19 protein-coding genes and 1 CRISPR repeat array (1 of these 20 running past the window's edge) are annotated in these 24,650 nt (G+C 52.4%); of the genes, 9 read left to right on the forward strand and 10 right to left on the reverse strand.

What is annotated here, in order from left to right; all coding sequences use genetic code 11:
- Positions 1 to 20: 20 nt before the first annotated feature.
- From IX84_RS07420 to IX84_RS07430, 3 genes are all read right to left on the reverse strand, one after another.
- Positions 21 to 875, reverse strand: coding sequence for a universal stress protein (locus tag IX84_RS07420; RefSeq protein ID WP_044218194.1), 855 nt, complete (start codon positions 873 to 875; stop codon positions 21 to 23).
- Between the two features lie 33 nt (positions 876 to 908).
- Positions 909 to 1,274 (reverse strand): hypothetical protein, encoded by a 366-nt coding sequence (locus IX84_RS07425; RefSeq protein ID WP_044218196.1) that lies wholly within the window; start codon positions 1,272 to 1,274, stop codon positions 909 to 911.
- A gap of 116 nt (positions 1,275 to 1,390) precedes the next feature.
- The gene (locus tag IX84_RS07430; RefSeq protein ID WP_044218197.1) at positions 1,391 to 4,009 is read right to left on the reverse strand and encodes a DUF5686 family protein; all 2,619 of its coding nucleotides are present in this window, start codon (positions 4,007 to 4,009) and stop codon (positions 1,391 to 1,393) included.
- Positions 4,010 to 4,278: 269 nt separating this feature from the next.
- Between IX84_RS07430 and IX84_RS07435 the strand changes: the two genes are divergently transcribed.
- The 6 genes from IX84_RS07435 (at position 4,279) to IX84_RS07460 (ending at position 15,639) form a co-directional block, all read left to right on the forward strand.
- Positions 4,279 to 4,602 (forward strand): hypothetical protein, encoded by a 324-nt coding sequence (locus IX84_RS07435; protein ID WP_044218198.1) that lies wholly within the window; start codon positions 4,279 to 4,281, stop codon positions 4,600 to 4,602.
- Positions 4,603 to 4,637: 35 nt separating this feature from the next.
- Positions 4,638 to 6,515: a DNA mismatch repair endonuclease MutL gene (gene mutL / locus IX84_RS07440; protein ID WP_044218200.1), complete on the forward strand. Its 1,878-nt coding sequence runs from the start codon at positions 4,638 to 4,640 to the stop codon at positions 6,513 to 6,515.
- 51 nt (positions 6,516 to 6,566) lie between these two features.
- Entirely contained in the window at positions 6,567 to 7,238 is a 672-nt protein-coding gene (locus IX84_RS07445) for a rhomboid family intramembrane serine protease (protein ID WP_044218203.1), read from the forward strand.
- Between the two features lie 123 nt (positions 7,239 to 7,361).
- Positions 7,362 to 8,309 carry a rhomboid family protein gene (locus IX84_RS07450; RefSeq protein WP_044218205.1) on the forward strand — a complete coding sequence of 316 codons (948 nt, stop codon included), beginning with the start codon at positions 7,362 to 7,364 and terminating at the stop codon, positions 8,307 to 8,309.
- Between the two features lie 77 nt (positions 8,310 to 8,386).
- Positions 8,387 to 9,436 (forward strand): endonuclease/exonuclease/phosphatase family protein, encoded by a 1,050-nt coding sequence (locus tag IX84_RS07455; protein WP_044218206.1) that lies wholly within the window; start codon positions 8,387 to 8,389, stop codon positions 9,434 to 9,436.
- Between the two features lie 233 nt (positions 9,437 to 9,669).
- The gene (locus IX84_RS07460) at positions 9,670 to 15,639 is read left to right on the forward strand and encodes a T9SS C-terminal target domain-containing protein (protein WP_044218209.1); all 5,970 of its coding nucleotides are present in this window, start codon (positions 9,670 to 9,672) and stop codon (positions 15,637 to 15,639) included.
- Positions 15,640 to 15,717: 78 nt separating this feature from the next.
- Here IX84_RS07460 and IX84_RS07465 read toward each other — a convergent pair whose 3' ends face one another.
- The 6 genes from IX84_RS07465 to IX84_RS07490 are packed head-to-tail and all read right to left on the reverse strand — an operon-like array spanning position 15,718 to position 20,393.
- Positions 15,718 to 16,098: a DUF3127 domain-containing protein gene (locus tag IX84_RS07465; RefSeq protein WP_044218212.1), complete on the reverse strand. Its 381-nt coding sequence runs from the start codon at positions 16,096 to 16,098 to the stop codon at positions 15,718 to 15,720.
- A 58-nt stretch (positions 16,099 to 16,156) separates the two neighbouring features.
- Positions 16,157 to 16,495 carry a XisI protein gene (locus IX84_RS07470; protein ID WP_044218214.1) on the reverse strand — a complete coding sequence of 113 codons (339 nt, stop codon included), beginning with the start codon at positions 16,493 to 16,495 and terminating at the stop codon, positions 16,157 to 16,159.
- Positions 16,496 to 16,538: 43 nt separating this feature from the next.
- On the reverse strand, positions 16,539 to 17,165 hold the full coding sequence (gene rsmG, locus IX84_RS07475) for a 16S rRNA (guanine(527)-N(7))-methyltransferase RsmG (RefSeq protein WP_044218218.1): 627 nt from the start codon (positions 17,163 to 17,165) through the stop codon (positions 16,539 to 16,541).
- A 1-nt stretch (position 17,166) separates the two neighbouring features.
- A complete protein-coding gene (locus IX84_RS07480) occupies positions 17,167 to 17,847 on the reverse strand; it encodes an RluA family pseudouridine synthase (RefSeq protein WP_044218220.1) in 681 nt (226 codons plus the stop codon).
- Entirely contained in the window at positions 17,834 to 18,805 is a 972-nt protein-coding gene (locus IX84_RS07485; protein ID WP_044218223.1) for a glycosyltransferase family 2 protein, read from the reverse strand. The genes IX84_RS07480 and IX84_RS07485 overlap by 14 nt, the downstream gene beginning before the upstream one ends.
- 4 nt (positions 18,806 to 18,809) lie before the next feature.
- The gene (locus tag IX84_RS07490) at positions 18,810 to 20,393 is read right to left on the reverse strand and encodes an ArnT family glycosyltransferase (RefSeq protein WP_052515851.1); all 1,584 of its coding nucleotides are present in this window, start codon (positions 20,391 to 20,393) and stop codon (positions 18,810 to 18,812) included.
- A gap of 242 nt (positions 20,394 to 20,635) precedes the next feature.
- Between IX84_RS07490 and IX84_RS07495 the strand changes: the two genes are divergently transcribed.
- The gene (locus IX84_RS07495) at positions 20,636 to 21,049 is read left to right on the forward strand and encodes a MaoC family dehydratase (protein WP_044218712.1); all 414 of its coding nucleotides are present in this window, start codon (positions 20,636 to 20,638) and stop codon (positions 21,047 to 21,049) included.
- 65 nt (positions 21,050 to 21,114) lie between these two features.
- Here the strand turns inward: IX84_RS07495 and IX84_RS07500 are convergent, their stop codons facing one another.
- Positions 21,115 to 21,693 carry a hypothetical protein gene (locus IX84_RS07500; RefSeq protein ID WP_044218226.1) on the reverse strand — a complete coding sequence of 193 codons (579 nt, stop codon included), beginning with the start codon at positions 21,691 to 21,693 and terminating at the stop codon, positions 21,115 to 21,117.
- A gap of 296 nt (positions 21,694 to 21,989) precedes the next feature.
- Between IX84_RS07500 and IX84_RS07510 the strand changes: the two genes are divergently transcribed.
- Together IX84_RS07510 and IX84_RS07515 are read left to right on the forward strand one after the other, a co-directional pair.
- Entirely contained in the window at positions 21,990 to 22,613 is a 624-nt protein-coding gene (locus tag IX84_RS07510) for a DinB family protein (RefSeq protein WP_044218234.1), read from the forward strand.
- A gap of 68 nt (positions 22,614 to 22,681) precedes the next feature.
- Positions 22,682 to 23,317, forward strand: coding sequence for a hypothetical protein (locus tag IX84_RS07515; protein ID WP_044218237.1), 636 nt, complete (start codon positions 22,682 to 22,684; stop codon positions 23,315 to 23,317).
- Between the two features lie 870 nt (positions 23,318 to 24,187).
- Positions 24,188 to 24,650: direct repeats of the CRISPR family, unit length 36 nt; unit sequence GTCCTAGTCACTCCTCAAACCGGGAGCCTATCGGAC; it runs 656 nt beyond the window's last position.

Raw genomic sequence — 24,650 nt, forward strand, 5'->3', positions numbered from 1 at the left:
GGTCTCAGGTGCAGATCGGTTTAATGTTTAAGCATGAGCAATGGGATTTTGGAATGCAGAGCCATATTTTTGGTTTCGCTTCGTCGGAACAGCCGGTCCCACCAGCTGTGTTTGGGTACATACATGGCCAGTACGTCGATTTCAAAAGACTGTATGAAGTCTTCCAGCCCATCCGTAACGGTTGCGCCTTCCAGGGAGTGAAAACTAATCTGCAGGGCGGGCGCGTGGTTGTCAAAAAACGTGGATAAGCCTGCGATGTCCAGGGTCTTCTCGACAGAGCTGTCCAGATTGACATGGGCGCACCGGAGTACAGGATGGAAGGGGGCCAGGAGTTTGCCGTACTCCCAGATATGGTACGGGTCTGCGTCACCTAAATTGGTGGCAAAGCCCGCTACGTTGATATCGTGGTAGGAGGCATGCTCCGGCACGACCCATACATGGCAGTCAGTATGCTCTACAACAGCGGTAGTCACACTGCCCCAGAACCGGTCCAGTGCGTTATGCTCGCCGCGGGTGCCCATGACGATGAGCTCCACTTCGTCCCGGCGGGCTACATCTGCAATCAGGCTGGCGGGCGTACCGATTTCCACATCAGAGTTGATTTTGGGGACACCCGACAGCTGCCCGGTGGCGTGCAGCTGTGTCAAGCCAATTTCAACAAATTCCTTAATAGCTTCACCAGCAGCAGCAGCTTTTTCCTTAGTGGCCTGAGCTGCCATTACCGGCAAGTCCAGGGCTTCATATTCCGGATAAATTACATGCAGTAGCTCTATATCCGCTTCGAATTTATCGGCCAGCATGAGCGCATAGCGGAACGCATTCAGAGCAGTGTCGGAAAAGTCTGTAGGTACAAGTATTTTATTGATGGTATCCATGGCTTTTGGTTTTGGTCAGAAAGGGCAAAGGGCTTAACCGTAGTACAAGATGAACCCCAGCAGGCTGATCACAAAGAACAGGCTCAGGCTTAAGGCCAGGCGGGCGGGCCAGTAGCGCCCTCGCTCCGGTGAAATGAGCTGAGTGCCGGCTGTTATAAAACCTGCGAAGGCCAGTATCCAGCCTATGGCAAAGAACCCCAGCAGGAAAGCGATAATACCAGTAATCGAGAGCCATAAGGCGGATTGCCCCTTGAGCTCGATAGCTTCTTCTACCTCAATGGCCATTTTTGGTACACCGGGCTTTGTGCCCGAAGGTGGTGCTAATTCGGCTTTTTCGGGAACGGCCCCTGCCCGGTCGGCTACCAATAACATACTGTGGAAAGACAAGCCCTGTTGCATAATATCAGGTTTTAGTACTGTCTTTCAAAACAGCATTATTTCCACGGTATTCCAGATGAGAAATATCAAGCCTGGCCCCTGACTTTTATCACGGGCCAGGCTTGAAACAGCCCTGTTTAGTCGCCAATACTGAAAGTGCCGCCGCTAATGCCAGAAGCTATACCTACGAGTATGCCCCAGTCACGGTAGCCTCCATTGTCAAAACCGGCAACGACTTCCACCCGGAAAAACCTCAGGATGTTGTCCAGGGAATACCCAAACTCGTAGTAGGTGCCGGAAGCCGGTGTGGTCAGCACATTGGCAAACAGGTTTTCCTTAATGCCCATCAGGCGGACTTCCAGAAGTTGGGTAGCCAATAGCTTTCTGAACTGATAATGGGCTGAGGCACCTGCAAACCGGTCCATGGTGCTGAACTCGTAGTAGGGCAAACGGCGGTAACTGCCCGCAGGCGTGGCGGTAGTCAGAGTGAGCTGATTCCCCGTAAAGTGACGGTAATCTGCAAAGCCAACGTAGTCGTTATTAAGGAACAGGCCCGCTTCTGCACGTAGGTCAAGGCGACCGCGCACCCCGATATTCATTTGGTGCTTAATGCCCATTTCAAGATAAGAAAAGTCAGTTTGGCTGCCCTCAATGCCTTCCAGCCCCTGCCGGTAGGTAAGGTGCAGGGTGGGCGAACTGTTTTCGACAGGCTCCCGCTCTCCGTTGTAGATTTTATACTTCTGCCAGGGGCGTGCGGTAAGGGTGGCCCTCAGGATGAAAGCGCGCTCTTCTTCAGGGAGGGAATTGCCCAGCTCGCGGCTCACTGGGAAATTAGAGGCGTAAGTCCGGTCGTCGAAGTCGATCCACACCTGCCGGGTTTGATTGTAGAGTTGGTAGCGATTGGCCCACTCTGCCGAGAGGTCGAGGGAGAGGTTTTCCCTGAACTGCTGATGATGGGACAGCCGCAGGTAGTCCTTCTCATACAAGCGGATGAAGTTGCGGTCGGTGAACAGGTTGACATAGGTATTGAAAAAAAACCCGATAGGCCGGTCGCCGTTGTAGCGGTGGATATACCGGCCAACATCGACGCCAGTGTAGTGGTCGCCGTAGGAATAACCAATCGCAGCTTTTCCGGTTAACTTCTGCCTTGCAAAAGCATAGCGGGGCGTCACAATAGCAGAAAAACGGCGGTCGTCCTTTTTATAAGCGTAACCGATATCGGTGTGGAGGCTGAATCCTTCCACAGGGTTGAAGTAGAGGCGGGGTAGCAGTGCTGTGTGGGAGACCAACTGATTTTCCCCCACTTTATAGGAGCTACCCAGGAGGATATCACCCAGAAAGCCAAACTTGCCGCTGTTGCTGTTGGATGCCAGTGAGTCTGCTTCCTCCTCTGCTTTTTCCTTCTTAGCCAGGCTGTCTAATTTTTCGTAGCTGCGGGCTTCGATTTCTGTGAGCGGCACCGGCCGTATGGTGGCCCAGTAGACCGAATCTTTTTCGTAGGCTGTGGAGTCAATGATGTATTCCCGATTTTCGACCACTTCGGGTTCGTCCTGTTCCTGCTGCTCCTGCCGCTCGTACTCCCGCATGAGCTTCCGGAGTTCCTTACGGGTGAGTTCTTCGCCCCCGATCAGGCGTTCTTCAGGAGTAGCGGTCTCTTCCTGTTTGCGGCTTCCCTTTAGCTGTTCGGCCAGTTCTTTGTTGAGCTTTTCATCAATGACCGTGAAGTCGCCATCCAGGTCAGGATTTAAAGTGATATCATAATTGCTGACTGTAGCGAGGTAGCGGTATTCAAAGCCAAAGCCGAGAAATCGACCTTCTACATTGAACTGATGGCTAACGGGGAGCCAGGCTTTTTCTTCAATGGGGGCATAAATTTGCTCAACCTGGAACCGAATGCCCTGCTGCAGGGTGCTCAGATTGAGGCTGTAGATGCTCCACCAGTCCTCCACGATGTAGAGGTACCCTTCAAACGTGCCATCGCCGGCACTGCGGGGGGTGACTTTGATTTTGTTGATGCCGTAGCCCCGGTCCATGAAAAAGCCTTCCAAATCAAAGCGGTAGTAGGCGAATGCACGGGGCGAAAGCGGAGAAACTGCACCCGATATTTCCGGCTCGTAAAAACTGCCGTTGATGTAATTGGTGGGCGAAGTGGACCGGTCGTCCCCATTGGTGTATACCGAGATGACACGCTCACGGAAGGTAGCCGGTCGCTCGTACTCTACGATGCTCACGGATTCGGAGGTGAAGGCGGTGGCAGTATCTAGTCCTTCTTTCTCGAGCGTCCCGCGAAGCAGCCCGGGGATTTTCTTCAGCCTTCCACTACCCTTGATGTACACTTCGGCAGAGTAGGCATCGAGCTGCTGACGGTGGTAGCTGGCTTTCGCAATCGCCCGGCGCATGATAGTGTAGGCGGGGTTTTCAGCGCCTTCCATGACATCCACGGCCTCTAACTGTACGGGCTGCTCCTGTAGTGATATGTTGAGCAATTCCATCCGGTTACCAACAACAACAGGCTTTGCTACCGTTTTGTAGCCCAAAAACTGAAATACCAATTGGTAGCTGCCTTTGGGCAGTCTGATTTCGTAGTACCCTTCCTCATTAGTAGTGGTGCCGGTGCCCGTTTCCTGAACGAAGATGCTGGCGTAGGAAAGCGGCGCACCGTCCGGACCGGTCACTTTACCGGATAGCCCCCCGGATTGTGCAAAAAGTACGGCAGTGGAAAAAGTCAAAAGAAAGGTAGTCCATATGAGCTTCATAGCATTGGGTTTGTTCGGTCAATCAGGGTGCAATAACGGCCAGTCAGGATAAGCGCGCACTTCTTTTAGCTGAATGCCTGTATTCTGACGATGAGGCTAACCACCAAAAGTAGGGAACCCTGCATCAGTAACAAATAACTATTTCCGGAATAGGTTTGTTAGTAACATTATTGTATTTTACCAAAAGAGCTGCAGCTAATACGAGTATAAGTGAACCCTGTTTGTTTGTTGCGCTCCGCCGCAGGCTCTTACGAATACACACTGTAATTATGGCGTTTATTAAATTTTCAAAGTTACCGAGGCACCAGCAGTACCAGTATAAGCCTCGCTTTTGGAACCCTGAAAAAGAGGACCTGGAAGAGCGGCTCAAACGGGTGGAAGAGCTGAAAGCCGGTGAGGCAGAAGGCGTTAAGGCGCGCCTTTCCGGAAGTTTCCGCCGGGGCTATCAGAAAGCGGAGGACAACCGCTTCCGGCAGCGGCAGGTACAGCGCTCCAATTTGGTTTTGCTGGGGGTAATCGCACTGCTGTTACTTTTTTCTTACCTGTTTATCAGCGTATATTTGCCTGAAATAGCAGCAGCTATCGGAGAATAGCAGCTCATTGATGAATAAAACGAGGAGTTCCCTATATGGCTGATCTCATTCAGCTCTTGCCCGATGCAATCGCGAATCAAATTGCGGCTGGAGAAGTTATTCAGCGCCCTGCTTCTGCCGTGAAGGAGTTGATGGAAAATGCCATCGATGCAGGTGCCACCGAAGTAAAGCTGGTCATTAAAGATGCCGGAAAAGCGCTGATACAGGTGATCGACAACGGCTGTGGCATGTCTGAAACCGATGCCCGAATGGCCTTCGAGCGGCACGCAACCTCCAAGATCCGGTCGGCACAGGATTTATTCGCCATCCGGACCATGGGCTTTCGCGGTGAAGCACTGGCCTCCATCGCGGCCATCGCGCAGGTCGAAATTAAGACCCGCCGTCATTCCGATGAACTGGGCACCCGCCTGGTCATTGATGGCTCAGAAATCAAGGCTCAGGAGCCCTGTCAGTGCCCGCAGGGGACTACGATTTCTATTAAGAACCTCTTTTTCAATGTGCCTGCCCGCCGGAACTTCCTGAAGTCGAACCCGGTGGAAATGCGGCATATTAATGACGAGTTTCAACGGATTGCCATTGCCAACTCTGATATCTTTTTTTCCCTTCATCACAACGGCAGTGAAATCTTCCATCTGCCTGGAGGAAAGCTCCGGCAGCGCCTGATTGGCGTTTTCGGTAGCCATTCCAATAAAAAGCTGGTGCCGGTAGCGGAAGAAACGGAGGTGCTCCGCCTCAATGGGTACGTGGGCAAGCCGGAATTCGCTAAAAAAACCCGGGGCGAACAGTACTTCTTCGTCAACAACCGTTTCATCAAAAGCCACTACCTGAACCATGCCTTGGTCTCGGCCTACGAAGACCTGCTGCCAACGGGCACTTACCCGCTCTATGTTATTTTCATAGATATTGATCCCAAACGGATAGACATCAACGTGCACCCCACCAAACAGGAGATCAAATTTGAAGATGAGCGCCTGGTGTACAACTACCTCCGCGTATCGGTACGGCATGCGCTCGGGCAGTACAATGTGATGCCGAGCCTCGATTTTGAACAGGATCCGACGTTCAGTCAGCCTGCGCCCATAAGGCCACGCTCAGAAGCCCCTACGGGCACAGGCAGTGTAAAACCAAGTGGCGGGAGCAGCCCGGCTGCCGGTCAGGGGGAAGCGTCTTCGGATGCAAGCCGCCACGCAAGTAACCTCAAACACTGGCAGGATGTGTATGAGGGGCTAGACGAATTCGATGCTCAACCCGAAGCGCAGGCCACTCCGGGATCGGAGCATGAAGAACCCCTGACGCTGGAGAGCGATTGGAAAGAAGAACAGAGCAGTACGCCGGGCGAACCGGTGCAGGAAAAGAAAAAGCCCACACAGCTTCACAACAGTTACATTCTCACGCAAATCAAGTCCGGTATCATGCTGCTCGATCAGCAGGCTGCCCACGAGCGCATCCTTTACGAGCGGTACCTTCACGTACTGTCGCAGCAGAAGAGCACCACCCAAAAGCAGTTGTTCCCTCGCACCCTTTCCCTGCCTCCCGCTGATGCTGAACTGCTCAAGGAACTCCTGGAGCCGATCAATCAGCTGGGTTTTGATATTCAGGAATTCGGAGCCAACACCTTCGTGATCAATGGGGTGCCTGCCGAACTGGCTGGTAAGCAGGACGACCTCAAAACCATAGAATCCCTGCTGGAGCAGTACAAGGGCAACCTGGAGCTCAACCTGGGCACTCATGAAAATATTGCAAGGGCCATGGCGCGGAGCGCAGCGATAAAAAAAGGCAAAATGCTGGAGCCCAATGAAATGCAAACCCTTATTGATCAGCTATTTGGGTGCGAAGTACCTTACCTGAGCCCCTCTGGCAAACGATGCTTCATTACCATGGAATTGGAAGAACTGGCCAAACGATTTGAGTAGTAAAGCGTTGTTTAGTTGCTCACAGCCTAATCATCATCTACGCTATTGCCTATGTTCAGAGTAACGGAAGTTGTCAAACACCTGCTCATCATTAATGTCCTGATGTACCTGGGCAGCATGCTGCTGGGAGACCCCTCTCACGGGACCTCCATAGACTTGGTCAATGAGAGGCTAACCGATTTTTCCCTTTGGGGCAGGTACCGGTTAGCGATGTTTTTTCCGACCTCAGACTATTTTCGGCCGTTTCAGATTGTGACGCATATGTTTATGCATGCAGATATCGGGCACTTGTTCTTCAATATGTTTGCGGTGTTCATGTTTGGCCCGCCACTGGAAGATGTTTGGGGGCCCAAGCGGTTCCTGTTTTACTATCTGCTGACCGGGTTCGGCTCTGTATTGCTGCACACCCTGGTACGAGGCGTGGAAATTTACTGGTTTGGAGAGTCTGTTTTTGCCGCAAATGTGCCTTCGCTGGGAGCATCCGGTGCAGTTTTTGGCCTTTTGGTAGGTTACGGTATGTTATTTCCGGACAACCGTATCATGCTGCTGTTCCCGCCCATACCGCTTAAGGCAAAGTACTTTGTGCTCATTTACGCGGGGGTTGAACTATTCATGGGGCTCGGCAATTTAAATACCGGTGTGGCGCACTATGCGCACCTGGGAGGGGCTTTGTTTGGCTTTTTGCTCATCCTGTACTGGCGGAAGTTTGGTTCAAGGTTATGACTTTGGCCTAAAGGCTGGGCAGATTAGTCCCGGGGACTGGACTAAATCAGCAGAAGCTAGTACCTTGTGGGTCCCGGGCTCAAGCAGCTCCAAATATTAATAATTATTTAGAACCGATAATGCATGCTACAGTCAATCTGGGACGATGCTAAACGAGAACTCAGCCGGGGGAACATGATAACCCAGCTGATCATCATAAACGTTGCGGTATTTGTCATCATCAACCTGGTCCGCTTGTTTCTCTTTTTGGGCAATGGTGGGTCCGTACCGGAGTTGTACAGTACAATACTGCACTTCTTTTGTATGTCTTCCGACTGGAAATTTTTCCTGACGCACCCCTGGGGCATGTTTACCAGTATGTTCCTTCACGAGGGCTTCTGGCACTTGCTCTGGAATATGCTGTTCCTGTATTGGTTCGGACGGATTGTAGGGGATTTTATTGGTGATCAGCGCATCTTGCCGCTCTATTTGCTGGGCGGACTGACGGGCGCTGTGGTGTTTTTTATTTCTGCTAACCTTTTACCCTATGGTATGGGAGGGCGGTTTGCCCTGGGGGCTTCAGCTGGTGTCATGGCTATCGTAGTGGCGGCGGGGACCATCTCTCCGGACTACATTATGCGGCTTTTGCTGCTGGGTGATGTCAAACTGAAGTACATCGTAGCGGTACTTGTATTTCTGGACCTGATCCTGATTCCTAACGGAGGCAATACAGGGGGGCACTTCGCTCACCTGGGCGGAGCTTTCTTTGGCTGGCTGTTTGTCACACAGCTGCGGAATGGTAATGACTTCTCCGAACCTGTCAACAATATCCTCGACAGAATTAGTGATCTCTACAACCGGATAACCTCCGGAAAGCGCAGCAGCAAACGCCCAACGGTAGTCTACCGTAACCCCAACCGGAAGCGCAGCACTGGCTCCCGCAAAGGGCAGGCGGCTTCTGATACCAATAATGGAAACAGCAGTGCCTACCAGGAAAAGCTGGATAAAATCCTGGATAAGATAAAGGATTCCGGCTACGACAGCCTGACTAAGGAAGAGAAAGAGTTCCTCTTCAATGCCAGTAAGCGTTAGTGAGAAGGGGATATTTTGGTATCCATTAGTTGCTTCGCCCTGGCTTCGCAGTATGCACTTAACACCCAACAAAACCTATGTTGAAGCTGCTGAGATGGTTGAACATTATTCTGGTTCTGATTACTCTGGTCAGCTATTCGGCAGCATGGGTAAACCCTAAAACTTTCTGGCCTCTTTCCTTCTTTGCATTGCCTTTTCCCTGGCTGCTGCTAGCCAATCTGTTGTTCATCGGATTTTGGGCTTTTATTAGAAAATATCAGGCGCTGCTTTCCCTTGGCTGTTTACTGTTGGGGTGGACTCACCTGACTGGTTTCGTAGGGCTCAATTTACCCGGCCCTGTCGATAAAGCTGCACTTACCGTGAAGACCTTTAATGCTTACGGGTTTCGAAAAGAAGCGGTTACCGGCAAGCGGTATACGGCGGAAGAAATGCCCCGGTATTTTCCAACGGAAGGCATTGACGTGCTGTGCCTGCAGGAATTTCCAACCTACTACCCCAGGAATTACTTCATCGACTACTTTAGGAATCAAGCGGGCTTCAAATATGTACATGCCATCCCTAATGGTGCTTTGGCCATTTTCAGCCGATATCCCATAGAGAAGACCCACACGCACTACTTCGTTAAACATTTCAATGGCTTTCAGTGGGCGGATATTAAAGTGGAAGGAAAGCTGGTCAGGGTCTTCAACCTGCATCTACAGTCCAACGGCGTTTCCGGCATGGCCAATGAAGTGGCCAAGGAGGGCAACCTGCAGGATAAGAAAACCTGGAACAAGGTCAAAGGCATGGCCGGGCGTTTCAAAAGGGCTGAGCAGCGGCGTGTAGAGCAAACGGAAGCTGTGGTAGCAGAAATCCAAAAAAGCCCCCACCCGGTCCTCGTCTGCGGCGATTTTAACGCCACCCCTCAGTCTTATTCCTACCGGCAGTTGTCTCAGGGGTTGAAAGACGCCTTCCGGGAAGCCGGTACCGGCCTGGGCACCACCTACGCTGGCAAGATCCCTGCTTTGCGCATCGACTACCAACTCTACAGCCCTGCCCTGCAGGCCCTCGATCAGGATATCCGTACCGAGCGCCTCTCTGATCACCATTCCGTTGTCGCTTTTTACAAATGGGCATCGGCAGACTAACGTACTCAAAGCCCCCATTCACAAGACCAAAAGGGTAACCGAAGAAAAAAAGCCATATCCCACCCAACGATGGCCTAATTTCGTACGTGAAGGTTTGCACAACGGCTTTGAAAGCAGCTGCTAATGGTCAGATGATCATTTTCCGGTTATGCAGCGAATTCGCTCTTGAAGCGAATGCAGCTCAAAGGGCGAGATCCCAACATAGTCTTCATCTCCTAAAACACCTCCATCGTATGAAAAAGAAAAGTATTATGCTGCGGGTTATTACACTCGTCCTTGGATTGAGTGCCTGCACCCTGTCGGCTCAGACGGTTTTTTTCGAGCCCAGCCCATTTGTATGTGGCCTTGATTGCTATGTTATGTATGCTGAAGCAGAAGGGCTGCAGCAACCATTAACCTACCAATGGAATACCGGCGAAAACTCGAATAACATCACCATCTGTCAGCCGGGCTGCTACTCTGTCACTATCACCGGAGAGAGTGGGATATCAGTGGATAGCACCCTTTGCCTCGACCTGGTGTTTGACCCCTTCCCCACCATACAGGCTTCCCCTGATTGCCCGGCTTCTCAGGAGCCCATTCTGGTGGACAGCAACTACGTGGTCTGTCAGCAGGCTTGTGTGGGCAGCACCATCCGATATTCTTCTGGCATCAGTGGTTTGGACAGCCTTAGCTCCAGCTGGTCTGTATTCAACGAGAACACTGGTCAACCTGCAGATTATACCACGATTGAAGACAACATCATCGAAGTGGCCTGGGCTCAGCCGGGTATTTACTCCATCTATCAAAGCGGTATCGTCAATGAGCCGCCCTTCTTCTGTGACGCGCAGGGCTACACTTGTGTGAATGTCGTATCTCCTCCGGAAAGTGCGGTCAGTAGTGTGCCGGAAGCAGTAGAAGGAACGGTGACGTTGTGCCAGAGCCAGCCTCTGTACCTGGAGTACACCGGCGAAGATGCCGATAGCTTATACTGGGACTTTGGCAATGGCGTTACCGCTACCGGCGGAGAAGTCGATTATACCTACCCGGAGGCGGGCACTTACGAGCTGATGCTGATTGCCTCCCGCTTTTGCGCCTGCAATGACACCACCCTGCTCACCATAAACGTTGAGGAAACAGAAACACCAATTGTCGACTGCGTGGGTACGGTCTGCGAAGGCATGCTCGGCACCTATACCGCTCAGAGTGACTGTAGTACCTTCCTGTGGTCGGTCAGTGAGGGCGGTATTATTGTGGACGGGGGCGGCACCGCCGATGACTATATTAGTGTGCTGTGGGAAACGGGCCCTGAGGGCACCGTAGAGCTGCTAACGGAAGATTGCCCGGGCACCAATTGCCCGGTGCCGGCAACCCTGGTGGTACCGGTTATTTCCGATCAGGCGGAGGTGGAAGGTCCGGCTTTAGTCTGCCCCGGCAGCCGGGCAGTTTATAGCATACCAGCCTACGAAGGTGTCAGTTTTGAGTGGGATGTGACCAACTTCGGCAGTATCGTTTCCGGGCAGGGCACTCATGAAATCGAGGTGGAATGGCTGAACACCATCCCTGCGCCCACGCAAACCGTCAGCGTAACTTTTGATAACTGCTACCTGGGCTGCGGAGGCAGTGCTGAGCTGGAGGTCGAGATTCAGCCGGCCTTTTATCTGAGCGGCCCAATCGAGGTATGCCCCAATACTCCTGCCACCTACGATGCCATTCAGGCCAATACCGGTAATCCCATCCCTGCCCTTTGGCGGTTGACGGATGCAGCGAATGCAGTGATTTGGCAGTCCTCGGGCAGTACCGCTTCTGTGGAAATTCCTATGAACGTAGCGCCTGGATTTTATCTGCTCACAGCAGAGCCAGGCAATGCCAATTCATCCTGTACGCCCGAGGCGACCCGCCGGGTGCAGGTGCTGTCTCCTCCCGATCCGGTGGATGCCATCGCTGGCAATACCGTGATTTGCCTGGGAGCCACAACAACCTATAGTGCCACCCCGGTTGGCGATAATGTCGCGCTGGAATGGACCGTCAACAACGGGGGGACGCTCACCACCCGCATGGGCGAAACCATCAATGTAACCTGGGGTGCTGCACCGCCCTACGAGCTAAGTGTAGTACAAGTCAATACAGTAGGACCGCCTTGTGCTTCCTCTTCGGTTAGCTTAACTGCCGAAGCTTTCGACAATTTAGAGATCAGCGGTGACCCTAATGCCTGCTTTGACGGCATCAGTACCTTCACGGCGACCGACGCGGAGCACCTCGACTATGAATGGACCATCATTCCTGCCACGGCCGGAACCATTGTTTCGGAATCGGATGAAAGCACGGTGGATATCCTCTGGCATGAAGTGGGCAATGTACAGGTACAAGCTGCGGTCTGCGCCGAAACTGCGGTTTTTGACGTTGAAGTACACGCCCTGCCACAGCCTACCGTTGCCGCGCCTGCCTTTTTCTGCCCCAATGAAGCAGCCCCCGTCTCCGCGGCTCCGGGCTTCAACTCCTACACCTGGTACAATACCAATGATGTGGCGGTGGCTACCGGCATGACGCCTGAGTTGGCACCCGGCAGTTATGCATTGGTGGTGACCGACGAATTTGGTTGTGAAGGTACAGAGACCTTCCAAATCGAGCCCTATCCCAGCTCCGAGGTGAGTATTTCCACCCCCGACCCCTGGATTTTCTGCAACCTCCCGCCTTCCACCCGCCTCGTTGCTCAGGCTTCCTCTGCCGGGTTTTCCTATCAGTGGTTTCAGGATGGGGCGCCCGTGGGCACAGATACGCCGGAGTATACCGCGACTGAATTCGGCATCTACACGGTCGGTATTACAGATCAAAATGGCTGTACCTTCCTCAGTGCGCCCTTTGAGGTAGAGGAGAACTGCAACGATGTCATCTGTGGTAACCCGCCCGGCCCTTCCTGCTCAGGTGTGGATATGGGCTTCGAAATCACCGATGGTGCCGAGTGCGAAACGAAGCTATACACCAATCAGTCAGGAGATATGCTGCCAGGTACCGCTTACTGGCGTTTCTTCTTCCGGGACGGCGTTCAGACCGATGCCAGCAACGATGAGAACCCCACTATTGAGCATCAGGAAGTGGGCTATTACCGGGTAGTGCTTTCCGGCAGCTTTCCCAACCCTGACGATCCCGGAACAACTCTGACCTGCCGTTTTTCCGCAGTAGACTCGGTGGAAGCGCTGGCTGATTTTCATGTGGCACCGGCCTGTGCCAACAGCCCTACGGCATTTGAAGACCTGTCCACCTTTCTGCCCTCCTCAGGCATTGTCGGCTGGTCTTGGGACTTCGGTGATCCGGGCAGTGGGGCGGATAATACCTCTACGCAGGTCAATCCCACTCACGTCTTCAGTGCGACTGGCGATTATCTGGTCACGTTGACGATTACGACAATCAGCGGGTGTACAAGCAGTACCACGAAAACGGTATCAGTAGTGGCCCCTCCGCCGGTAGCTTTCAATCCGCCCGAGACCAACTGCGCCAGCAGCCCTACGGCATTTGTAGTGCCCGCCGGAGGCTTTGCGCTTTACGAATGGGACTTTGGCGACCCGGGCAGTGGTGCCGCTAACACCTCTCAGCGCCGCGAGGCTTACCACCATTATGAATTGCCGGGCACTTATGAAGTGACCCTGTCGGCGGCCAACATTGAGGGTTGCACACAGTCCTTTTCCCAAAATGTCACCATTAGCCCAAACAACCTGAGTGGTGACATTACGCTGGACCCCATACCGCCTGTTTGCCAGGGTGTGGAGATCAATGCCGAATCGCCCGGTGGTGGCATTAGCTGGCAGTGGAGCACCGGAGCGGACACAGAGTCGCTCACGCTTATCGAAGAAGGCATTTACGAACTTACCGTCACCGACGCCAATGGCTGCACCTACGAGCCGCCCGCAGCAAACGTAGGCATTACGCCCGCCCCACTTGTGGATATCCGGGCTACCGACTACGACGAGTACGGGCAGGCTACGGCCTATTACTACGAAAGCTACAGTACCTGTCAGGGGGAGAATGTTTTCCTCGAAGTGCCTAATAGCGAACTGTACCCTGGTTATGCCTACACCTGGAGTACCGGTCAGAACGGCCAGGCTATCGAATTCTCCGAAGACAAGGACAACCTGCTTGATGCGGGCAATTATACCTTTGAAGTCACTGCGGTGGATGGGGCTACGGGCTGTTCCGCGGTTGCCGTACTGGAAGTCATTGTGCACCCACTGCCCGATGTGCCGGTCATCCTGGCGGATCAGCCTGCGCCGATTTGTGAGGGCACGATGGCGACCCTATCCGTGGACGCTCCGCTGCCCGGGCTGACTTATGTCTGGAGCACGGGGGAAACAGGTACGGCTATTGAAGTCTCCGAAGGGGGCGAATACACCGTGACGGCCACCAATGCAGAAGGCTGCACACAGGTAAGCGAAGCTTTTGAATTGCTCCCCGGGCCGGATATTGCCCGTGTACCAAACGGCTGCTACACCCGCTGCCGCCCGGACACGATTTGCCTGCCCGACATTCCCAATGTAGCGAGCTATCAGTGGTACTTCAATGGCAGCCCGGTGGCACCGCCGGAGGGTACGATGCCCGAACTGATCGTGGAGGATGCCGGCGATTACTACCTGGAAATGGTGGGCACCAATGGCTGTGTGCTGCAGTCTGACCCGCTCAGCCTCGAACTGTTCGATGGGTTCGGCAGCTTTGCCGGGGAGGTTTACTTTGATGTGAATGACAACGGAATCATCGATGCGCCGGATACCCTCATGAGCGGTATTGATATCCTGCTGCTACAGAATGGCAGCATACTGGATCAGAGCACCTCCACGCAGGATGGCGGCTATGGCTTTATCGATCAGCCCTCCAATGAAGACTACACCCTCGCCGTAGATACTGCCAATCTTGAGGGCTTCCTGGAAGCGGTTTGGGTCAATACAGACACCACGCTTGTGGGCTGTGATCAGGTCGTCGTGACAGACTGGCTCATCCGCATCAACTGCCCGACGGAGAGCGACACCACGCTCACCTTTTCAGCCTGTGAGGGCAGCAGTATTACTTATAACGGAGTGGAAATAGCCGCTGGTAGTCAGGACGTTTTCCACTTCACCAATACCGATGGCTGCGATTCTACGGTCAATGTGCTGGTGGAGGAACTTGAGGTGTTCACGAATGCCTTTGACCTCTCTTTCTGCGAAGGTGAAATACTCGAGCACGACGGGATGGCACTGAATGAAGGCCTGAATGAAATCATCCTCAGCAGCAGTGCCGGTTGCGACTCGGTGCTACAGATACAAGTTGCCTTACTCGAACCGGTCACTACAGAACAATCCGTGCAAATCTGCGATGGCGAAACCTATTTCTTCCATGGCGAAGAACTGCTGCCCGGGGAATCCGGAACGGTCATGCTCATCAGTGAGGCGGGTTGTGACTCTATCGTGAACCTGAGCGTAGAACTATCGCCTGAAGTGATAGCTGATATCTCGACCGAGGCGGCCTGTCCCAACGAGGAAACCGGCACGCTCTCAGTAAATCTGGTCAGCGCGCCCAATCCGCCCTACACCTATGCTATCGGTCAGGGCAGCCCGCAGGCATCACCCGACTTTGAGGGACTGTCCGCAGGTAACTACACCGTGACAATCACCGATGGAAGTGGGTGCGAAACGACCTTCGATGGCCTTGTAGAAGCCTTTGAATCCCTGGCAGTAATGGTACGCTGGGATACCCTAAGCTGTGAAAACCCGGAATCCATCATCACCGTCGATATTACTTCCGGGGAAACGCCTGACCTGGCTTTCACCTGGTCAGACGGTTCCGCAACGCTCGACCGGGTCATCGGTACCGCAGGGACTTACGATTTGGAGATTGACAACGGTTGCGAAACCTTCAGTGAAAGCATTATGCTGGCACCGCCCCTCATGGAAGGCCAAAACTGGATGTATGTACCGAACGCATTTTCCCCCAATGGTGACAACAACAATGATGTGTTCCGGGCCTTCACCAGCGATGAAGTCGCAGGGGTGCTGGACTACCGGCTTCGCATCTTCGACCGCTGGGGCGTGCAGGTTTTTGAAAGTACCGACCCGGACAGTGGCTGGGACGGCGTCATGAATGGCACCTTGCGCAACGGAGGTGTCTTTGCCTGGTCGATTCAGGCGAAGGTGATCAATTGCCTTCAGGAAGAAGTGGCGGTGGAGCGCCGCGGTGAAGTGGTGCTATTGAGGTAAACCGTGGAGTTGATGGCGTAAAAAAGCCCCCGGCTTCTCACTTGGAAGTTCCGGGGGCTTTTTTTGAGCGTACCATTTTTAGAACGGCAGGTCGTCATCCGCCTGACTGGCTGGTTCATCGTTGGCAGATGGGAATTCTGAGTCCGGGAATCCGGAGTCTGCAGACTTTGGAGGTGCTGTTGGAGCCGCATTTGCACCGCCCTGCTCCAGGCGCCAGGCATTCAGGTTGGTGAAGTATTTACCATTCCATTCCCGGCCACGCAAGTCGAAGTGGACTTTGATCATCTGCCCTTCCTCAAAGGGGTCGAGCAGGGCACAGCGGTCCTGCACCAGCTGGAATTTCACAAACTGCGGATAGTTGCCCTCGGTCTCGATGACGAACTCCCGGGCCTGGAATGAATCGGTCTTTTGCTCCGTTTCGTATTTCTTATGTAGCTTTCCTTCTACTTCGAATGACATAGGATGGCGTTGTTAAGTGGTTTAATAGTAGATGAGCAAAGGTAAGAAATCTTGGGGGCTATGCCGCAGCAAAATCGGATGGATTGCGAATGTAGGCTGGGTCTGTACCCATAATAATATCATTCCTGTCTACTCCCATTCCGACTAGTTCATCAGCTATAAGCAAGTCCGAGTTATTCTGCTGGAGCCAGATTTTCTCATCAATTATATCCAGGTGAATCGTACAATAATGAATGTAAGCATCTTCAGTCCACCCAAGCCTAAGTAGGAGATAATGATGGCTTTTCAGGTCATAAACAACCTGATAGCCAACCCCTTCCTGATTAGCGACTGGTTCCTGTGCGTAACGGTTGAGCAGAGTGGTGATATAGTGGCTGTATCGGGCTATTTTATCCATTTTTTGATTTTAAAATAGTGTTTACTTACTGATTTATCAACCCCTACCCTTGAACATACACCACATACTTCTCAATATAATAATCCATCTTAAAGTAATCCGTAATCGGGAACAGCTCCACATAGTGGCCTTTGCCGAGGGCTTTGATCTCACTTTTGAGGTCGCCCCCCTTGAGGGTCAGCAAGCCGTTGGGCAGGGCGTGGCGTTCTTCCCGTTTGAGCAGGCGCTGTGTCCAGGGCACTAGCTTATCGAGGCTGGCAACGGCCCGGCAGACTACGAAGTCAAAGCGGTCTTTAAGTTCCTCTGCCCGGACGTGTTTGGCTTCGGCATTTTCCAGCCCGATGGCGTCGATGATTTCCTGCACGACTTTGATTTTCTTGCGCGTGCCATCGATGAGGGTGAACTGCACATTGGGGTAAAGGATGGCGAGGGGGATGCCCGGCAGCCCGCCCCCGGTACCCAGGTCCAGGATTTTGGCGCCCGTCCGGAACTTCACCACCTGTGGTATCGCCAGGGCGTGCAGGATGTGGTGGGGGTACAGTTGGTCGATGTCCTTACGGGAAATGACGTTGATCTTGTCGTTCCACTCCCGGTAAAGCGGGCCGAGTTGTTCAAACTGAGCGATCTGCTGCTCCGTCAGCTTTGGAAAGTGCTCGAGTAAAGCTTCCATATTAATCGTTGAAGTTAAAGGCATTCCATACCGGGTCCTGCGGGGGCAGTGGTGCGGTGATGGTCTCTTCCTGATTGGATACCGGGTGGCGGAAAGTCAGCTTCCAGGCATGCAGGTGGATAGACCGGTCGGGATTGCTCCGCCGGAAGCCGTACTTGACATCACCTTTGATGGGGCAGCCAATATCCGCCAGCTGTGCCCGAATTTGGTGGTGGCGACCGGTATGCAGGCGGATTTCCAGCAGGTGGTAATGATCACTGCTGTCCAGATAGCGGTAGGACAGCTCTGCCCGCTTGGCATCTTTCTGAGGACCTGAATAGGCAATAGTTTTATTTTTTCGACCGTCGCGCCTGAGGTAATGGATAAGCTTGCCCTCCATCGCTTCCGGTCGGTTGGCAACGGCAGCGAGGTAAACTTTTTCCACCTGCCGTTCGCGGAACTGCTCATTGAGGTGGGCCAGGGCATTTTCAGAACGGGCGAAGAGCACGACCCCGCTTGCCGGACGGTCCAGCCGGTGTACCAGCCCCAGTTTGGATTTGCAGTAGATTTCACCCAGCTGGTCCATGGCTTTGTCTCCGGTTTTGTCGGTTGCGACCGGCAGCCCGGCGGGTTTATTGAAGGCGATGAGCTGATTGTTCTTGTAAAGTACGAGCTCACCGATGTCGAATTCAGGTTGTGGCATTGGCCGTTGTTTTTTGTTCAGTGCCGCCTTTGGTGATGCGGCGGATTTTGTAAGGTCGTTTTTGCTGGGACTCGTAGTAAGTCCGCATCTGTATTTCCACCACAATACCGATGGTAATGAGCTGAATGCCGCCAAGGACCAGCATCAGGCCGAGTATGAGCAGGGGCTTGCCCCAAATGTCCTGCCCCAGGATTTTCAGCACCCCAAGATAGCCATTTATTAGCAGGCCAACGAGCAACAGGAGGACCCCCGTATTGCCAAAGAGATGCATGGGGCGCTGCATGTACTGCTTGAGGAAGAGCATCAGCAGCAGATCACTCACCACCTTGAAGGTCCGCCCCAGTCCATACTTGGACTCCCCAAACTCCCGGGCGTGGTGCTTGACGGGAATCTGAATGATACGCGCACCTTCCAGGTGGGCCAGTACCGGTATGAAACGGTGAAGCTCTCCGTAAATGCCCATATCTTTGGCAATCTCAGACCGGAAAACCCGGAGCGCACAGCCATAGTCTTTCAAGTGTACCCCGGAAGAGTTGCGGATGATAAAGTTGGCGATCATGCTCGGGATTTTGCGGAGTATCCAGCCGTCTTTGCGCTTGGCCCGCTCCCCTGCCACCATATCATAATCTCCTTCTTCTGCCATTTTAAGCATGGCCGGAATGTCGGAAGGGTCGTTTTGCAGGTCTCCATCCATGGTCGCGATGTACTCCCCCTCGGCGGCTTCAATGCCGGCCATTAGTGCGGCACTTTGCCCGTAGTTTTTCCGGAACTCGACCACCTTTAGTCGGGGGTGGTCAATGCTGTACAGCTCCCGCAGGGTATTGTCCGTAGAGCCATCGTCTACATAGACAATCTCGTAGTCCATCCCATCGAGTGCAGCGGTAATGCGCTCCACCAGCGGTTTGATGTTCAGTTCTTCGTTATAAACCGTGACGACGGCTGATATTTTTATAGACATAAAACTAGAATTTCACAATATCATAGACTTTCCCACCGTGCCGCATCAGGAGCTCGTCCTGTTTTTCATAGGGCACGAAGGGATATGCTTTGGGATCAATGATGTAATAAGCCGAGGTGTCGGGCGTTTCCCGGTCGATGGGAATGATGCGCCCTGCTTCACGAGTCATGTAGAAGGAGGTCATCGGCTGCCATTCGGTATCTTTATAAACGCGTAAGTCGGCCGATTGATATTCCTGCGCCACGCGCAAGGCATCTTTCCGCACCACATCCCCAAAATCATTGGCATGCCGGTCGGGCAGGGCAAACCAGTTGAAGGCAATGCGCACCACCAGCAAGACAGCCGCTATAGTCAGTAGCCGGGCCTCGCGGAACTTCCATGCTCCGTATGCCAGCGCGCTGAAGGCCACAAACAGGCTCAGGCTTTTGGCCCACAGCCAGGGCGTGGCCTGCAGGCGTTCCAGAAAGAGGGGCGCCAATGCCGCAGGAGGTAGAATGAGGCAGCAAAACAGCAGCAGCTTCATCGTCACCCGGTAGGGCCAGGGCCGGTCTTCCTTCTGCTGTTCATGCAGGTACAGCAGGGTAATGAACAGCAAGGGGATGATCATGAAAACATAGCGGGGGTGCACCTTGGGCGCCGTCCAGTACACGGTGATGTTGACCAGGAAGGTCAGGAAAATAAAGGCGATAAACGGGTGCTGCCAGACCTGTGTCCAGGACCGCCTGCGGAACAGGTACAGCGCCAGTAAGCCCCACGGCATGAAGTGGTAAACCAGCAGCTCAAAGGGGTAGGTGAACAGGTGAAAAAGCGTGAACCAGAGCGGATAACGCCCGGCGGTACGCTTGGCCGACTCGTTGAACAAAACCGAAGCTAATTCCTCCAGGCTATTATACTGCAAATAAGTCGCATAGTAGCTGCCTACCACCGCCAAAAAGACTAGCCCGCCCAGGATATGCTGCCACTGAAACAGACGGCGGAACTGCTTTTGGTACACCAACCATGCCACGATTGTAAACCCCTGAAAAACCACCGACGGGAGCCCTTTCATCAGGAAACCCACCGCGGCCAGAAAGTAAGAACCGGCAAATGCCGCCAGCCACCGTTCCCGCGCCGCCAGGTGGTAGAAGACCATAAATGACAGAAAAGTCACCCAGGAATAGCTGATGTCGATTAGCCCAAGAAAGGAATCGTAGAAGAGGATACGGCCACAGGTCAGGAACGCCAGTGCGCTCAGGAAAGCCATCTCGTGGCTGAAATGCTTACGCACAAAGTAGTAGATCGTACCACAATACAGCAGGAGGAAGGCCACGGTAGGGATGCGGACAGACCATTCGTCCATACTGCCGGTCAGCTGGAAAACACCCAGCAGCATCCAGTTGTAGACCGGTGGTTTTTTGTAGTAAAACGCCCCGTGCAGCTGTGGTACGATATAGTTGTCGGACAGCCGCATTTCCAAAGCCACCCAGGCCCGAAGCGCCTCATCATCGATGAGGGTAAGCACGCCCAGGTTGATGAGCAGGGCGGGCAGTACCAGTAAAAGGATGAGCCCGTAAAGCCAGCGTTGGTAGCGTTCTGTATTGCGGTCCAAAAACTTCGGTTTTCAAATTTGGGGGCAAAAGTACGCTAAGAACTTGGCTTAAAACTACTTACATGGAGATTAATTCCTTTTCGGGGTAGGTTTTTCAATGCCAGGGCGAAAAAAGGGTGCGATTCGGTGGTTTCCATACCGGTACGATGCACCTGGAAGCAGGCTATTTGTGGAAAGAGCTTACGAAAGCCCCGCCTGACAAGGAGAAAAACCATTATATTTCCGCCAAATCAATACGCCACATGCCAAAAGTAACGCTCAACAGCACCCACGAATTCACCAAAACCTTCCACGCCGAAGACGTTGCCCTATTTGCCGGGCTTTCCCAGGACGACAACCCCATCCACCTTGATGAAGCCTACGCAAAAGATACAGTTTTCAAAGCCCGGGTAGTGCACGGGGTGCTGCTGCTTAGCATGTTCTCTAAGATATTTGGCACGATATACCCGGGACAGGGTGGCATCTATATGTCACAAAGCGCTGAATTCCTCCGCCCCGCCTACATAGGCGATGAGCTTACCGCCAAAGCAACGCTGACCAGCTTTGAGGATAAGAAAAAACAGGGGGTGTTCTCCTGCCAGGCTTTCAACTCCAGAGGCAAGCTGTTACTGAATGGGGAGGCGAAAATACTATTCCCCAAGGCGTTTGAAGTGTAGCAAGCTAACCGTTGTGAACAGGGGCAAAGCCATGGGGCGTAATGAGGATTGGCGAAAGCTACAAGTCATTTTCCTATCTGTTCCAAATAAGCTTCATTCTCCTCCATGAAATCAGCGTAGGCTTTCAGGAGGTTGCTCTCGCTGTCGATAATGTCCATGAGCAGGTACGTAAAACGAGTTCTTGTTTCTGCACTGCTGTCATTGACGTGCCCATAGGCAAAATCAGCCAACCGGTTTATTTTAGCCGATAGGATATCAGTGACCTGCTCGATTTCCAGCAAATACGCAATAAGCTCGAAGTCGAGCAGTTCTGCTTTATTCGCTACGAAAAACCGCAAACTGATGTTCTTGACCGTAGCGACCTGAAAGCCCCCGAGGCTGTAAAGGATTTCCCCAAGGGACTGCTTTTTATCCATGCTGTCGCGCTCAAAAAAATCGTAGATTTCAATGTGGCGGTTCAGCACCGAATCCAGAGCCGTTTTATTTGAATTGATCTCATTTTCGATGGCCAGCAGGGTCTTTTCGAGGTAGGCTTCATTGTCCTGCTTCTCTTTGTAATTGTTGATGGAAACGGCAATCAGCACCCCAATGACTACGATACCAATTTCCTGGAGGAAGTATACAAGGCGATTGTTGCTTTTCATGCTTGTCCGGTGTTTGAAGGTTTGTATGGCTTTGTTTTTACTCTTTCTAAGACGATTTGATGTTCTTCCGGGTGCATCGCGAACGCAGAGTTCAAGATAAGGCCGATTTCACACTTTACCAATGTGAAAAAGGACCGACCAGCCAAGAGATGACCGTTATAAAGCCTCAATAGCGATTCCGCAAACGCCGTCTCGGCGGCTACCGCATTCAAGGAAGGTAAAACGATGGGAAGCTTTCCATTTTCCACCCTTCATCAGGTTTTATTTTTTAGCTTAGAGCCATTAAAAGATGAATCATGTTGCTACACATTATGCTTGGTTTTCAGGCCTTACTGACGATGGCTGTGCTGCCAAATGAAAGGATTACAGGAGAAGACATGAAAAACAATACGCGTACGCATACGCAGCCTGCCGAACCCACCGGGGATGACCTTACGACCATGATGCGGCGTTATACCGCCTATAACCACTGGGCCAATCAGCAGCTTGCGGAGTGGTTGCGCACCGCCTCAGAAGAAGACCTGCACCGGGAAATCGAATCCAGTTTTTCCAGCCTACAGGAAACGGTACTGCACATTTGGAGCGCTGAGCACCTCTGGCTGCAGATTGTAAAAGATGAATCCGCGGAGAACAACCCTGCCAAGCATTTTAATGGCAGCAAAGAGGACCTGCTCAAGGGCTGGTTACAGGCCTCCGAAAACTTTAACAACCACGTACAAACTATGTCTCTTGAAGACCTGCAAGCCAAACGCCCGAAGTCGCGCGGAGAGGGCTATACGGTCATTGCCGATATGATCCATCACTGCATGAACCACAGCACCTACCACCGGGGGCAGCTGATCACGATGGGGCGGCAGGCAAGGTTGGGCAGCCCTCCCAGGACGGATTTTATTTACTATGTTGGCCTGTCTGGTGAATAAATGTTGAGGGGAAGGCTATTACAGACCAGCCTAAATATCTTTTCATTCCATACCCATAAAACCTCACTATGACATCGTACTCACCAACCGCTCAATTTTACGATACAATCTTCGCTCGCGCAGAAAAAGACCAACAAGAAGCGTTCCTCCGGCAATTGTTTGAACGAGACGCTTCCCTATGTGCAAGTTTTTGGGCTTTTATCAACCCACTACCACAAAGCAGTATAGTGGAAGTCGAGGCGCTGTCTGCCGAAATAGCCAAAATGCAGGAAAAGACGCTGCACTACCCCTGGGATATTCTATTTGAGATGGACCCTGTAGCGGATGAGTACAGTTCAGAGCTTACGGACCTCATCGACCGGGAAATCATAGGACCCTATCAGCTAAAAATGGAAGTAGCTTGCCGCACGGGAGATTTGTGCTCAGCCCTAAGCTATTTGCGTATTATCGAAAAAGGCACCAACGTCGATTGGGAGAACGCCGAAGAACCCGGCAGCCATCATATTGCTGAGGTAAAAGAGCATATCTGTTATCAATTTGATTTTCTGAGAAGCTGCTTTCTCGACTATATTTTTTCTGTAGACGCGGTCAGTCAGGGCATCACACAGGCGAAAACGTATCAGGCTGACGCCAATGGTTTTTTTGACTACTCTGTAGAATGGGGAGGAGTTTTGGAGGTATTTGAAGACCGGCTCCTGGAGTAGCGGTAAATGCAAAAGCCCCGGAGTATTAAATCCGAGGCTTTTTGCGGTCCGGACGGGAAAGCCGGAAAACACACCTAAGCCTTTGTCTATCAATTGAAAAGGATTAAATATATGAAGCGTAGTGCAAAGATTGGTGCAAAAAACTGCAAAAAGGGAAACCCATTAATGCGTCAATCACATTGCCCTATTGCACTCAAAATAGTCACATCACGTGGGGATAAAGTTCAATTTTGTAATTTAGAGGCAGGTATCAAACCGGCATACGGTTGAAGTTTTAACCGTTTTTTTGTCCTAGTAGAATACATTATCAAAAGATACATACAAATGCAATTTTTACATCCTGCTGTATACCAATGTCTTTTGAAGAAAAAAAGCACTTCACGGGTCGGAGAGGCCTCTGGCTCGAGAGGTGACTACGACAAAATCTGGCCAATCTATCGCTACGTAAGCGATGTCGGAGAGGCCTCTGGCTCGAGAGGTGACTACGACTATAGTTCTCGAACCACACGGGCGAATTTGGACGTCGGAGAGGCCTCTGGCTCGAGAGGTGACTACGACTCCGAATCCTCTTACAGCCTCGCTACCGCGTACTGTCGGAGAGGCCTCTGGCTCGAGAGGTGACTACGACAGAAAGAGGGCAAGTACAGTTCCATTTGTACTTGCCCTCTTTTTTTGAGTTCAACTAATTGGTACTCTCGCTTCCTGCTTTCTTAACCGTTGCGAAACTATCCCAGATTGGTCGAATCTGGAATTGCGATTTGACCTATTCTGGTATACATCTCCCGTCAAACCTTTCTGAAGACTCAGGACCCGAACCCAAAGTCCCATCTTTCCTTTTCAGAATACCCCGACGATCAAGACAATATTACTGTCCTAGCCACTCCCCAAACCGGGAGCCTATCGGACTTGAGAGCGATTATTACTAGAGCGTACATCAAAAGTGCCCTAGTCACTCCTCAAACCGGGAGCCTATCGGACCAACCACAAGCTGGCCCTCCGTGTGAACCAGGTTAGTCCTAGTCACTCCTCAAACCGGGAGCCTATCGGACCAACCTGTTCGAGTCAGGGTATAGAACTAATTATTGTCCTAGTCACTCCTCAAACCGGGAGCCTATCGGACCAACCTGTTCGAGTCAGGGTATAGAACTAATTATTGTCCTAGTCACTCCTCAAACCGGGAGCCTATCGGACAAAAAGAGTGCGAAGGCTGCACAGTACATGAAAAAGAGTCCTAGTCACTCCTCAAACCGGGAGCCTATCGGACGAATTCAATATGTCGCAGCGTTTTTTGATAGGATGCGTCCTAGTCACTCCTCAAACCGGGAGCCTATCG

Source organism: Phaeodactylibacter xiamenensis (genome assembly GCF_000759025.1).
Lineage (GTDB): Bacteria > Bacteroidota > Bacteroidia > Chitinophagales > Saprospiraceae > Phaeodactylibacter > Phaeodactylibacter xiamenensis.

Bases quoted from the DNA above. Each gene is read 5' to 3' on its own strand.
- IX84_RS07420 (WP_044218194.1), bottom strand. From the start codon at position 875: ATGGATACCATCAATAAAATACTTGTACCTACAGACTTTTCCGACACT.
- IX84_RS07425 (WP_044218196.1), bottom strand. From the start codon at position 1,274: ATGCAACAGGGCTTGTCTTTCCACAGTATGTTATTGGTAGCCGACCGG.
- IX84_RS07430 (WP_044218197.1), bottom strand. From the start codon at position 4,009: ATGAAGCTCATATGGACTACCTTTCTTTTGACTTTTTCCACTGCCGTA.
- IX84_RS07435 (WP_044218198.1), top strand. From the start codon at position 4,279: ATGGCGTTTATTAAATTTTCAAAGTTACCGAGGCACCAGCAGTACCAG.
- mutL (WP_044218200.1), top strand. From the start codon at position 4,638: ATGGCTGATCTCATTCAGCTCTTGCCCGATGCAATCGCGAATCAAATT.
- IX84_RS07445 (WP_044218203.1), top strand. From the start codon at position 6,567: ATGTTCAGAGTAACGGAAGTTGTCAAACACCTGCTCATCATTAATGTC.
- IX84_RS07450 (WP_044218205.1), top strand. From the start codon at position 7,362: ATGCTACAGTCAATCTGGGACGATGCTAAACGAGAACTCAGCCGGGGG.
- IX84_RS07455 (WP_044218206.1), top strand. From the start codon at position 8,387: ATGTTGAAGCTGCTGAGATGGTTGAACATTATTCTGGTTCTGATTACT.
- IX84_RS07460 (WP_044218209.1), top strand. From the start codon at position 9,670: ATGAAAAAGAAAAGTATTATGCTGCGGGTTATTACACTCGTCCTTGGA.
- IX84_RS07465 (WP_044218212.1), bottom strand. From the start codon at position 16,098: ATGTCATTCGAAGTAGAAGGAAAGCTACATAAGAAATACGAAACGGAG.
- IX84_RS07470 (WP_044218214.1), bottom strand. From the start codon at position 16,495: ATGGATAAAATAGCCCGATACAGCCACTATATCACCACTCTGCTCAAC.
- rsmG (WP_044218218.1), bottom strand. From the start codon at position 17,165: ATGGAAGCTTTACTCGAGCACTTTCCAAAGCTGACGGAGCAGCAGATC.
- IX84_RS07480 (WP_044218220.1), bottom strand. From the start codon at position 17,847: ATGCCACAACCTGAATTCGACATCGGTGAGCTCGTACTTTACAAGAAC.
- IX84_RS07485 (WP_044218223.1), bottom strand. From the start codon at position 18,805: ATGTCTATAAAAATATCAGCCGTCGTCACGGTTTATAACGAAGAACTG.
- IX84_RS07495 (WP_044218712.1), top strand. From the start codon at position 20,636: ATGCCAAAAGTAACGCTCAACAGCACCCACGAATTCACCAAAACCTTC.
- IX84_RS07500 (WP_044218226.1), bottom strand. From the start codon at position 21,693: ATGAAAAGCAACAATCGCCTTGTATACTTCCTCCAGGAAATTGGTATC.
- IX84_RS07510 (WP_044218234.1), top strand. From the start codon at position 21,990: ATGTTGCTACACATTATGCTTGGTTTTCAGGCCTTACTGACGATGGCT.
- IX84_RS07515 (WP_044218237.1), top strand. From the start codon at position 22,682: ATGACATCGTACTCACCAACCGCTCAATTTTACGATACAATCTTCGCT.